The sequence below is a fragment of the Protofrankia sp. Cas3 genome (assembly GCF_963555955.1).
GTDB lineage: Bacteria > Actinomycetota > Actinomycetes > Frankiales > Frankiaceae > Protofrankia.
Genome location: NZ_CAUVXP010000009.1, coordinates 58,865 through 69,707 on the forward strand (window position 1 = coordinate 58,865; position 10,843 = coordinate 69,707).

Sequence of the window (10,843 nt, forward strand, 5' to 3'; positions counted from 1 at the left end):
CAAAAGCGACGACGACCGGGCAGAGGCTGGTCCACCCCGTCAGTCCCTGTCTCGCCCGCCGTCGGGCGGGCCGGGCCCGGGCGGACCCGTTGTGGGTGCTGCCTGGCCGGCGAGCAGGGCCTGCAGGACCGCGCCTTCGGCGGGGCTGAGCTGTTCGACGAACCGCTGCAGCACCGCGGTCGGGGTCTCCCCCCGGGTCAGCAGGGCCTTCATCTGCCGGGCTGCGAGCTCCTCGCGCGCGGCCACCGCCCGCCAGGCGTAGCCACGGCCGGTCGGTATCCGTTCCGCCAGGCCCTTCTCCGCCAACCGGGTGAGGATTGTCGTCACCGTCGTATAGGCGAGATCGCCGCCGAGGGACTGCTGAATGGCGGCCGGGGTCACCGGCTCGTCGCTGGCCCACAGCGCGGCCAGCACCTCGCTTTCCAGCGCGCCTCGTGCCCGGCGGGCCCGACGACTGTCCACTCGGTCGCCCATGCAACCCCGCCATCCCGTAGCCACGACGTCTCGTCGTAGCATACGACAACGTCGTAGTAACGTACTGGCGGTAACGGCTGCGCCACGTCCAGCACACCCAACGTCCAGCACACCCGGCCGCCCATGTCCACCAGCTTGGAGACGAGAAGAACCGTGAGTGACCTCACCTACACCCAATCGATTGTCACCGGGCTGTTGCAAGGCGTGACCGAACTGTTCCCGGTGTCCAGCCTCGGGCATTCCGTGCTGGTTCCCGCGGTGATCGGCGGAGGCTGGAAGCACCTCGTCACCGAATCGGCGTCCTCGACCAGCGAGAAGTCGCCCTATCTGGCGTTCATCGTCGCGCTGCACGTCGCGACCGCCGTCGCGTTGCTCATCTTCTTCCGGTCCGACTGGGCCCGCATCGTTCGCGCCTTCGTCAACACGGTACGCACGCGGACCGTGACCACCTCGGACGAGCGGCTGGCCTGGCTACTGATCATCGGTACAGTCCCCGTCGGACTCACCGGCATCGTCCTCGAACACACCTTCCGGACACTGTTCGCCAAACCGCTGGCCGCCGCGCTGTTTCTCACCCTCAACGGCGTCATCCTGCTCGCCGGGGAACGGCTGCGCCGCGCCGCGGAAACCCGCCACGCACATCCCGTACCCACAGCTCGCGCCGATGCCGGTGCTGCCGGTGCTGCCGGTGCTGCCGGTGCTGCCGGTGCCGGCGCCGGTGAGGGCACCGATGACGGCGACGTCGTCACCGAGCACCAGGGCCTGGTGGTGGCCGAACACCGCAGCCTCGACCGGCTCGCCTACCGGGATGCCGGCGTCATCGGCCTGTTCCAGACCCTCGCGCTGTTCGCCGGCATCTCCCGGTCCGGGATCACCATGGTCGGCGGGCTGCTGCGCGGCCTTGACCACGAGGACGCCGCCCGGTTCTCCTTCCTGCTCGCCACCCCCGTCATCCTCGCCGCCGGCCTCCTGAAACTCCCGGCCCTCGCCGGTGACGCCGGCAGCCACATCCACGGCCAGGTCATCGTCGGGATGCTCGTCGCCGGCACCGCCGCCTACCTGTCCGTACGTTTCCTCACCAACTATTTCCAGACCCGCACCCTCACGCCGTTCGCCGTGTACTGCCTCGTCGTCGGGGGCCTTGCCACCCTGCGTTTCACCATCGGCAGCTGACGGCGGCCGGTGCGGCCCAGGGCCGTTGCCGGCATTCCGTCGGTGGTTACGAAAGGATGTGAATCCGATGCTGTTGGAGAAGCATCCGGTTCACATCCTTTGGTTCCTGACCGGAGCGTGCCGGGCGAAGGGGCTGGAGCGCCGCGCGATGGCGGTCACCGACCTGTCAGCGGCATCACGGTCGGGCAGACTGGACATGGTTGGCGACCAGAGAGAAAGGATCGGGCGATGTCCAAGATCACCCCGTGGCTGTGGTTCGACACCCAGGGGGAAGAGGCTGCCGAGTTCTATACGTCGATTTTCCCGAACTCGAAGATCCTTGATGTCACTCGCTATGGCCAGGACGGACCCCGTCCAGAGGGCACGGTCATGACCGTCACCTTCATGCTGGACGGGCAGGAGTACGTCGCTCTGAACGGCGGGCCGGAGTTCACGTTCTCCGAGGCGATCTCGTTGCAGGTCAGCTGCGGTTCTCAGGGAGAGGTCGACGAATATTGGAGCAGGCTGTCCGACGGCGGCCAGGAGGGCTCCTGCGGTTGGCTCAAGGATCGGTACGGGCTGTCGTGGCAGATCGTTCCGACCGCGCTGGGCGAGGTGCTCGGCGATCCCGACTCCGGGCGGTCCCAGCGTGCCATGCGGGCGATGCTGGCGATGAAGAAGATCGACATTGAGGAGCTGCGGCGCGCCGCCGATCAGGCGTAGGTACCGCGGGCAAGGCCGCCGGGGGGATGGCGGCCACCGTCAACCAGCCTGCGGGCTGGTGTTCCTCGGTCGTCATCACAGACCTCCGACCTTGCGAAACTGGGAGCATCGCACCGTAGCGACGTGGAGCATCGCACCGTAGAGACGTGTGGATGACGGGGAGCTTCGGGCATGGAGTTACGCCAGCTGCGCTACTTCGTGACGCTCGCCGAGGAACTGAACTTCGGCCGGGCGGCCATGCACGAGCACATCGTGCAATCGGGGTTGAGCCAGCAGATACAGCGGTTGGAACGTGAGTTGGGTGTACGCCTGCTGGAGCGCAGCACCCACCATGTCGCGCTGACCGCTGCGGGAGCGGCTTTCCTGGTCGAGGCCCGTCAGATCCTGGCCCAAGTGGAGCGGGCCACGACGGTCGCCCGAAGTGCGGTGGGAGCCGCCCCCAGGCTGCGGGTCGGCATCATCGACGCCAGCTATGACTCGATGCCGCAGATCCTGCATGAGGTTCAGGCCAGATACCCGCGCCTGGTGATCCATCAGATCGAAGCCGGGGTACCCGAGCAGTACCAACAGCTGGTCGCCGGTCGGCTGGACGTGGGTATCGGCAGAGCAGCCCAGGCACCGCCGGAGGTCGCCTCGGTGCTGTTCCGTCAGGATCCGCTGGGCGTCCTGGTTCCCTATGGGCACCGATTCGCACGCCTTGCGGGCGTACCCGTCGCCACCCTCGTGCAGGAGCCGCTCCTGCTCGCCGAGGACAAGCAGGCGCCAGAGTTCAACCAGTTCGTGGTTGAGGTGTGCCGATCAGCCGGCTTCACACCCACCGCGTATGAGGGCACGGTGGAAAGCGTCCGCGCGGCGGCTGATCTGGTCTCGCAGGGGCGGTGCCTGTACTGCGTGCCGGCCTCGTGCATCTCGGCGCTGCCGGGGATCATGTGGCGGCCGTTGATCGAGCCGGTTTCGTACTATCCGTGGTCGATTCTGTGGCGGGCAGCCGACGATTCCGGTGATGTACAGGCCATTGTCGCCTGTGCTCGGGCCATGTCCCAACGTCTGGGCTGGCTTGCCTCGCCGCAGCCGACGAGTTGACCGGGGCATCGGGCCCCCCCGGCCCGTCGTCCGCCTGAGTGGGGGGCTTCGTCTGATCGACGAACGGGCCGGGCGGAGCGGACGAGTCGGGTTCGGCTGGTCCGTCCGCGAGCCGGCTGGTCGCGAGCCGGCGTAGCTGGATGATGCGTCCCGTTCCGGGGATGGCGACGATGAGTATCCCGCCGACCGCCGCAAGCAGCAGTGCGATGCCCAGCGGCAGACTTCCCTGGGCGCCCAGGAAGGAGATGCGGGCGGCCTGGAGGTTCTGCAGCACAAAGATCAGCAGTAGCAGCAGGACGAACGCGGCTGCGACCAGGGCGACCCACCAGCCGCCGATCCGGGTGCGGCCCACAGCGAACCGACGCCGCTCGGCGTCCGGGGACGCTGGGCGGGCTGAGCCTGCCGGGGTGGTGTTCATGCGTGCACCTTCAGTCTGAGGAGCAGGGTCCGCGGGTCGGTGGGCGTGATGATGACGCATGTGGTCTTATCGGTGCCCGGCCCACCGACTGCTGCGCTGCCCGGAGACCAGGTGGTAGGCGATCAGGAGGGCGCCGGCGCCCGCGATGGCAGTAAGCCAGGTGGAGAGGTTGAAGAACCCCTGGATACCGGCGACATGGAACACCCTGGTGGCCAGGAAGCCGCCCAGCAGTGCGCCGGCGACACCGATCAGGGTGGTGATGATGATGCCTTCACGGTCCCTGCCGGGGACCAGCACTTTGGCGATTACACCGGCTACCATGCCGAGGACGATCCACGCGATGATGCCCATGACCCACTCCTAAAAATGCGGTGCAGCGACGACCGCGTTCGGTCGCCGCAAGATCGCGATCGTGGGCTGTCGCGCTGTTCGTCTCCAGGAAATCTCGGAAATGGCAACACGGAAAGGATCAATCCGAACAGAGCTCATCACTGCGACTGATTGCCGGGCATCCGGGCATCCGGGCGGCGGGCGGCGCAGTCGCCTGTTCGGGGTTGTGGGTTGTGGGTTGTGGGTTGCGGGTTGCGGGCTTGATGTGTCTCCTGGTGGTCGACAACCGGCTGTCTGCGCTGTACCGTCAGACTCGCTAGGACATAGCCGGCCTGAGAGCGGAAACGCCGCGCACCTGCCGCGGGACCGTGAGCGCCTCGCGCACGCTCGGGCACGACCAGAGATCGTCCATGGGACGTCAGCTGTGAATGTGTCCGCCTGTTCCGAACAGCCTCGTGTTGCCATCCCCATCGACCTCTCCCCGCTGGTCCAGGTAGGGCCCGTCATCCAAATCATCGGTGGCGGTCGCATGTGCCCCGGCGGTCAGCTACTCGACGGGAACCGGTGAGTGTGATGGAAGATCGACGCGACGTACTCGACGTTCTCCTGGTTCAGTCGGACGATGCGGACCGGGCCCGAACCCTGGCCCAGATCGAAGCGAACCACGCCGTTCAGCGCCTCAGGATTATCTATGATTCCGCGGACCTGGCGGGGCTCGTGCCAGGGCCCAGCGGCTCCGGGGCACACCCATGGCGCGCTTCTCGTGCTCAGTCCGCCGCCGGGATTCGGATCTTCACGTCACACCGCGATCAGGTCACGACCGTCTACGTTCGCGACGTGGTCGGGTTTGCCGCTCCAGCGCTCCGCGCAGCCCTTGACAATGGAATGCACGCTCGGCAACCCCTCCTGGTCGTTGACCTCGATGGGGTGTCCTTCCTCGATGCGGCGGGACTCGATGTGCTGGTTGGCGCCGCCGCCCAGGCAGCGCGCCGAGGAAAACGGATCAGTGTCCGCGGCGCCCACCCCACGGTCTATCAAGCGTTCGTCGTCGCCGGCCTGGTCGCGATGCTCGACGTACACCCCGCAATGTCGAACGCCTAAGAGAATGGGGAGTCTCATGACCATGACCGACAGTGGTGGCCACAAGGTCCAGGATTGTGATCTTGAAAAACTCAAGGGTATCGGTCCCAGGTACCGGGAGATCCTCGAGGAAATCGGTGTCGCCTCGATCAAGGAGTTGCGCCATCGCAACGCCGCCCATCTGAAGCAGATGATCGAAAAGCGTCACGGAGCGGTCGTGGGACTCTCCGAGCACCAGATGGAGACCTGGATTGAAGAGGCGAAGGCCTTCAAGGAATAGCACCTCGCCGGACGCCGGCCGGGTGGATCCGGTCCACCCTCCTCATCCGCTGCTGGCGGAGAAGACCACCATGGGCCCGGACGGAACACGAAACCCTCGCCTAAATCCTCGTTGGGCACCGCGCGGATCGGGCGGACTGACAGAAGAAGCGGGCTGTGACCCTGAAAAGCCGCAGATGCGAGGCGGCATGCGTCGCTGGAAGAATACTCCACAAGACGACAGGGCTGCGCTCCGTCCGTCGTTGACGGCATCGCGATGGCAAACCTTTGCCGCATGTCGAAGCGGAGATATCGAGATGTGCCTTCCCATCAGGTGGGTTGAGCTCCGCGGTGCGCACCCGGGATGAGCGCGAGACAAAGGGGATCTGCTCCGATTTCCCCACCCCCGGGCGAGGGGAAGCCCGACTGAATCAAGATTCCCACCGCTGCGTCACGCAGAAAGGAACAGTCATGGGTATAGGATTGAGCCTGGCGGTGTTCGCACTCGGCGCCATCCTCGGCTTCGCTGTGAGTGCCGACCCGTCGGGGCTCGACATTACGACGGTCGGTCTGATCTTCATGCTGGTCGGCGCCATCGGTTTTGGCGTGACGCTCTACCGGGAACGGTGGCGGCGGCACATCGTCGAGGAGTCAATGGAGGCCGGAACGGCCCCGCCGGTCATGTTCGAGGGTGACGCCATCCTTGATTGGCGGCCGGAGCCGCCGCAGCCCGAGGTAGTCGTGCACGAGAACATGATCGTTTCTGCTGACCGGCGCGATCGGGAGACCCGGACCACGCCGAGCAGAGCCGAGGCCGTTGATGGTCAACGGCCCGTCCAGGGTTTTGTGGACGGGGTCAGGTAGTCGCCCGCGTCGGCCCGTCGGTCTTTCCCGCAAACATCAGCGTGAGCGCACCGGCTTGGGTCGGCTGGGGTCTGCCACGGGTACGAGGCGCTGCTTGCCGAGGCGGGATGGCAGCCACAGCGCGGTGGCGAACATGACAACTCGGGCCAGTTCCGGGCAGTCCTGGCTGTGCAGCAGCCAGCCAGTCCGCTTGGAGCGCCCGGCAATAGGGGTGTGGATCAAGGAGCGAGGCTGGGGTTCGTGTGCATCGCAACGCGGCGAGGTGCGTGCCCCGGCCCCGCGACGCCGGGTCCCTATTGCCGGTCGCTCTTAGCGGTTATCTGGTGTTTTGCAGTTTCGCGGTCTTGGTCGTGCCTTCGGATGGAGCTGAGCGCTGTCAGTGGTTCAGGTTCTCACCTCAGCGCGTGGTCGTCGTTGCGGTGGGGCTCGGGTGGGAGTTGGTCGGCCTGGGCGAGCTGGGCGAGGTCGGCGGCGGCGACGCACTCGTCCGCGGCGAGGTCGGCGAGGTCGGCGAGGTCGGCGAGCTTGACCCTTCCGGCGGGACGCTCGATCCCGACGCCGTCGGCCACGGGGGCGTGCTCACCTGCCGGGCCGGCTCGGTCGTCGGGTCGCCGCCCTGGGTCGGGACGGGCTGCGGCGGTGCCGTCGCGACGGGCTGCTGGCTGGCTGTCATGTTGGTCGTTCGCGTAGGGGCAGGGGAGACGGCTTCTGCGGTCGAGGTGATGGTCGTCGATTCACCCGCGACCGTCGGGAACGGCTCAACGGCCGTCGTGGCGGGCGCTGCCGCGGCGGCCGCCGCGGCCGCGGCCGGACTGTCGCCGGCGGAGGTGAGTACACCGGACAGAGCGAGTGCGGCGCCGATGACCGCCGCGGCTGCTGCGGACGCGAGGAGTAGTCCGCGCCGGCCGCCGGCATCGTGCGACCCGACCGGCTCCCGCTCCGGCGCCGCTGTCCCGGTCACCAGCGGCTCACCGCGCAGTGGCGCTGGAGCGGTGTCCACAGCGAGCGCGTCGACCTCGTCCACGTCCACCCTCGCCGGGGGGCGCTCGCTCACAAACTCCGGGACTGCCTTCGTCGTGCCCGCGATCGGGCGCAGCCTGCGCCGGACCTCCACCAACGACGGCCGGTCCGCCGGCGCCCGGTCCAGCAACGCCCCCAACAGCGACTCCAGCGGGCCCGCCAACTCGAACGGCCGCCGCCGCCCCTCCACAACGGCCGCCAGCACCGCGTAGGTTTCGGGACCCTCGAACGGGGGATGGCCCTCGACCGCCGCGTACAGCGTCGCCGCCAACCCCCACAGATCGCTCGCCGGCGATCCGGACGATCCACGCACCCGCTCCGGTGCGATGTACCCGGGTGACCCCATCAGCGTCCCCGTAGCGGTCAGGGTCGTGTCCCCCTCGATTGCCGCGATCCCGAAGTCCGTCAGCCGCACCCGCCCGTCCCCGGCGAGCAGAATGTTGCCCGGCTTGATATCCCTGTGCAGCACCCCAGCCGCATGCGCCGCACCCAGCGCCTCGGTCAATGCCAATCCGATCGCCGCCACCCGGGCCGGCGGCAGCGGTCCATCCGTGCGGATCACATCCCCGAGGCTGTCCGCATCGACCAGCTCCATCACGATCCAGTGCCGGTGTGCCTCTTCGACCACGTCGAACACGGTCACGATCGCCGAGCTGTGCAACCGGGCCAGTGCCCGGGCCTCCCGCAGCACCCGTGAGCGGATCGCCTCCCGGTCCTGCTGGGTACCGGCGAACGGAACGAGGATGATCTCTTTTACCGCTACCGGTCGCTGCAGCAACTCGTCCTCACCGCACCAGACGACCCCGGCGCCGCCACGCCCGATCGGACTGTCCAGCCGGTAACGACCGCCGACAACTCGCCGGTCGGCACCGGGCGTCGTCACGGCACCCGGTGGCTGGAGCCGCACCGTGCCCACCCCGCCACCTGGGCCTGGGCGTCTATACCCGGGCGTGGACGGCGGCCACCGGTCCCCGTCCGCATGATCAGCAGCATGGCTACACCAGGGATCGCGGTGATTCGGGTGGAGATGTCGACGAATGTGCTGAGGGAATGGCCGTGGAAGACGATCTTGACCGGCCGGCTGCCGAGGAGCGCGCTGACGATACCCGGCACTATCCACGCGATGATGCCCATAATTTGCCCTTACCATTGGTGTTGGTCGGCCATTGCTGGTATACACGGCCGGCGGCGAAGAAATCCATCCGGGCGGCATATATGGATGGCTGTGAACGTGGGCGTGCGTTGTCGCGTGAATGAGTAGTCGTCGTTTGGTCGCGTTTCCCCATAATGACAGAGCCGCGGCGGAACCGTTTGGTAATCGACACCTCGACACCATCGCCGTTCGCTTTTCTGCTGCTCACCGCGGGTTCAGGCGGTGCGTCGGTGTGGGGACGTCGGGTCGGATATCGTGATCATCGGCAGGATGGGTCAGAACCCCACCTGAACGGCGGGGACACGGCGACGGGGATGGCGGTACGAAGGCGATCGGACTGGCCGGGCAGCGTCACAGATGACGTCCTACAGACGATCACTGATTGCGCTCGAGCGTGAGCAGCACACTCGCGGTCCCGCGGCAGGTGCGCGGCGTTTCCGCTCTCGAGCCGGCTATGTCCTAGCTACTTTGACCATATAGCGGGGACACCCGGTTGTCGACCACCACCAGGGGTACGAAGGACACCGCAGTGCCACTCCGGTTGGGCACGTGCACGGCATCGTCGAGGGAGCCGGCCGGAGCCTGCGGCGATCGGCCGACGACTACCTGATCTCTCTTGAGATCAGGTGCCCTCCCGCCCCCCGGCTGCCTGCCGGGCGCGGGCGCGGCGCACGGCCTCCTCCACCAGTATCCGAGACACCTCCACAACCTTGATGTGCTGGGACTGACTCATCGCCCGCAGCCGGTCGAACGCCTCCTCGGGGCTGGCCCCCGTCCGGCTCATGATGATTCCCAGTGCCTGGTCGATGACTGTCCGGCTGGTCAGCGCCTCGCGCAGCTGGGCGGCCAGCCGTTGCGACTGAGCAAGGACCTGGGCGTTGTGCACCGACACCGCCGCCGGCCGCGCAAACAGCTCGCCGATCGCCACCGCCTCAGGCCCGAACGCGTTCTTGGCGTGGGCGTACACGTTCATCGCTCCCACCAGCTGATCGGGTAGTAGCAGCGGCAGCGACAGCGCGCTGTGCACGCCCATCCGCCCGACCCGCGGACCGAACCGTGGCCACCGTGTCTCCCCGCCCAGCGACCCCGACATCTGCGTGCGCCGTGACTGGACCGCCAGCAGGCACGGCCCCTCTCCCAGCCCGTATTGCACGTCATCCACCGCATGCACGAACGCGGCGCTGGCCACCACGGTCTGCGCCCGGTCGTCCTCCAGCATCGTCAGGCCGGCGCCATCGGCCCCGGGAATCGCCTGCACCGCAAACTCCGCGATGTGGATCAGCGTCTCGCGCAACGGCCGGTGCCCCGTCAGTAGCCCGGACAGTCCCGCCAGGCTCGCCGCCAGATCGCCGTCATCCACCGCAACCCCCTGACCGGTCGGCACCGAAAACACATCGCCGCTACTCGAACCGTAGACCAGTGACAAGCGGCAGGTGCCGGACAAAGCAGCCTCTTCCAGGCCGCTCTCGGGGCTGTGGTCAGGATAGGCGGTTGCGGTGTCGTCGACCGGCGCATTGATCCGACATCCTGAGCTGGGACGGCCGGCAGCCCGGCCGGCCGCTGTCCGTGCCACGGCATGGTCGACTTCGCGGATCCGCAGGCCGGCCTTCGGGGCAAGGCACCCGGCACCGACGCGCCGCCCGTCAAGGCAGGTCCCTTTCGAGGCGCTGCCGGCGAGCGACGATGTCGCGGGCGACCTCGTCCGCGGTTTGTCCGCGGGCGAATGCATGGGCACGCAGCCGCACCAGGGCCTCCTGCGCGCTCACCTCGAGCTGTACCATCACCATCCCCGTCGCCTGGTGAATCTCGGCCCGGTACATCGCGCACACCTCCGACGGCAGGTCGGCCGCGCCTGCCGCCCCATCGGCCGGCAGGTTGATGAGCGTCAGAGTCGCGATGTCGGCGACGACCAGAGCGTCCGCCAAGGGGCCACGTCCCAGCCCGCCCGGTTCGGCGCGCACGAGGCCGAGCGTCCCCAGCCTGATGGCGCCGATCTGCAGCGGGAAGGCGAAGACTGCTCGGACGTCGGCCGCCAGGGCCGCGGCCGTGAACATCGGCCAGTGACCTCCGGTCGAACCGGTCAGGTCCCCGACCAATACCGGGCGCCCGTCCCGGATGGCGTCCCAGCAGGGACCCTCCCCGATGGTGAACTGGATATCGCCGAGGCGGGCGGTCGCGGCGTCACTCGCAACAACGGAGCCCAGCTCATCAAGGCCAGTCAGTAGCGAGATCGCCGCCCCGTCCACCGGCAGGACCGAGACGGCACCGGCGCACAGCCGCTTCACCGC

13 protein-coding genes and 1 pseudogene are annotated in these 10,843 nt (G+C 67.8%); 6 read left to right on the plus strand and 8 right to left on the minus strand.

Going from position 1 to position 10,843, the window contains the following annotated elements; all coding sequences use genetic code 11:
- Positions 1–39: 39 nt before the first annotated feature.
- Complete coding sequence (locus U9983_RS03575; RefSeq protein WP_322752640.1) at positions 40–462, minus strand: BlaI/MecI/CopY family transcriptional regulator; 423 nt, start codon at positions 460–462, stop codon at positions 40–42.
- A 165-nt stretch (positions 463–627) separates the two neighbouring features.
- On the opposite strand from U9983_RS03575, the gene U9983_RS03580 reads away from it, so the two are divergent.
- The 3 genes from U9983_RS03580 (at position 628) to U9983_RS03590 (ending at position 3,432) form a co-directional block, all read left to right on the plus strand.
- The gene (locus tag U9983_RS03580) at positions 628–1,647 is read left to right on the plus strand and encodes an undecaprenyl-diphosphate phosphatase (protein ID WP_322752641.1); all 1,020 of its coding nucleotides are present in this window, start codon (positions 628–630) and stop codon (positions 1,645–1,647) included.
- A 228-nt stretch (positions 1,648–1,875) separates the two neighbouring features.
- Positions 1,876–2,349, plus strand: a complete 474-nt coding sequence (locus tag U9983_RS03585) for a VOC family protein (RefSeq protein ID WP_322752642.1) — start codon at positions 1,876–1,878, stop codon at positions 2,347–2,349.
- A gap of 171 nt (positions 2,350–2,520) precedes the next feature.
- The gene (locus U9983_RS03590; protein ID WP_322752643.1) at positions 2,521–3,432 is read left to right on the plus strand and encodes a LysR family transcriptional regulator; all 912 of its coding nucleotides are present in this window, start codon (positions 2,521–2,523) and stop codon (positions 3,430–3,432) included.
- Positions 3,433–3,571: 139 nt separating this feature from the next.
- On the opposite strand, the pseudogene U9983_RS03595 reads toward U9983_RS03590, so the two are convergent.
- Positions 3,572–3,910: pseudogene (locus U9983_RS03595) on the minus strand (hypothetical protein); the annotation flags it as partial.
- Between the two features lie 6 nt (positions 3,911–3,916).
- Positions 3,917–4,201 (minus strand): GlsB/YeaQ/YmgE family stress response membrane protein, encoded by a 285-nt coding sequence (locus tag U9983_RS03600; RefSeq protein ID WP_322750906.1) that lies wholly within the window; start codon positions 4,199–4,201, stop codon positions 3,917–3,919.
- Between the two features lie 864 nt (positions 4,202–5,065).
- Between U9983_RS03600 and U9983_RS27710 the strand changes: the two genes are divergently transcribed.
- The 3 genes from U9983_RS27710 (at position 5,066) to U9983_RS03615 (ending at position 6,382) form a co-directional block, all read left to right on the plus strand.
- Positions 5,066–5,281: an STAS domain-containing protein gene (locus tag U9983_RS27710; RefSeq protein ID WP_416210717.1), complete on the plus strand. Its 216-nt coding sequence runs from the start codon at positions 5,066–5,068 to the stop codon at positions 5,279–5,281.
- 16 nt (positions 5,282–5,297) lie between these two features.
- Complete coding sequence (locus U9983_RS03610) at positions 5,298–5,540, plus strand: DUF4332 domain-containing protein (RefSeq protein ID WP_322750908.1); 243 nt, start codon at positions 5,298–5,300, stop codon at positions 5,538–5,540.
- A gap of 449 nt (positions 5,541–5,989) precedes the next feature.
- Positions 5,990–6,382, plus strand: a complete 393-nt coding sequence (locus U9983_RS03615) for a hypothetical protein (RefSeq protein ID WP_322752645.1) — start codon at positions 5,990–5,992, stop codon at positions 6,380–6,382.
- Between the two features lie 36 nt (positions 6,383–6,418).
- Here U9983_RS03615 and U9983_RS03620 read toward each other — a convergent pair whose 3' ends face one another.
- The 5 genes from U9983_RS03620 to U9983_RS03640 all read right to left on the minus strand — a co-directional run.
- Positions 6,419–6,604: a hypothetical protein gene (locus U9983_RS03620; RefSeq protein WP_322752646.1), complete on the minus strand. Its 186-nt coding sequence runs from the start codon at positions 6,602–6,604 to the stop codon at positions 6,419–6,421.
- A 175-nt stretch (positions 6,605–6,779) separates the two neighbouring features.
- Positions 6,780–8,318 carry a serine/threonine-protein kinase gene (locus U9983_RS03625; protein ID WP_322752647.1) on the minus strand — a complete coding sequence of 513 codons (1,539 nt, stop codon included), beginning with the start codon at positions 8,316–8,318 and terminating at the stop codon, positions 6,780–6,782.
- Positions 8,282–8,536 carry a hypothetical protein gene (locus tag U9983_RS03630; RefSeq protein WP_322752648.1) on the minus strand — a complete coding sequence of 85 codons (255 nt, stop codon included), beginning with the start codon at positions 8,534–8,536 and terminating at the stop codon, positions 8,282–8,284. Before U9983_RS03630 ends, U9983_RS03625 begins: the two co-directional genes overlap by 37 nt.
- Positions 8,537–9,177: 641 nt before the next feature.
- The gene (locus U9983_RS03635; protein WP_322752649.1) at positions 9,178–9,939 is read right to left on the minus strand and encodes a GAF and ANTAR domain-containing protein; all 762 of its coding nucleotides are present in this window, start codon (positions 9,937–9,939) and stop codon (positions 9,178–9,180) included.
- 259 nt (positions 9,940–10,198) lie between these two features.
- A partial coding sequence (locus tag U9983_RS03640; protein WP_322752650.1) for a GAF and ANTAR domain-containing protein occupies positions 10,199–10,843 on the minus strand: 645 nt, incomplete at its 5' end.

Bases quoted from the DNA above. Each gene is read 5' to 3' on its own strand.
- U9983_RS03615 (WP_322752645.1), top strand. From the start codon at position 5,990: ATGGGTATAGGATTGAGCCTGGCGGTGTTCGCACTCGGCGCCATCCTC.
- U9983_RS03590 (WP_322752643.1), top strand. From the start codon at position 2,521: ATGGAGTTACGCCAGCTGCGCTACTTCGTGACGCTCGCCGAGGAACTG.
- U9983_RS03585 (WP_322752642.1), top strand. From the start codon at position 1,876: ATGTCCAAGATCACCCCGTGGCTGTGGTTCGACACCCAGGGGGAAGAG.
- U9983_RS03610 (WP_322750908.1), top strand. From the start codon at position 5,298: ATGACCATGACCGACAGTGGTGGCCACAAGGTCCAGGATTGTGATCTT.
- U9983_RS03630 (WP_322752648.1), bottom strand. From the start codon at position 8,536: ATGGGCATCATCGCGTGGATAGTGCCGGGTATCGTCAGCGCGCTCCTC.
- U9983_RS27710 (WP_416210717.1), top strand. From the start codon at position 5,066: ATGCACGCTCGGCAACCCCTCCTGGTCGTTGACCTCGATGGGGTGTCC.
- U9983_RS03600 (WP_322750906.1), bottom strand. From the start codon at position 4,201: ATGGGCATCATCGCGTGGATCGTCCTCGGCATGGTAGCCGGTGTAATC.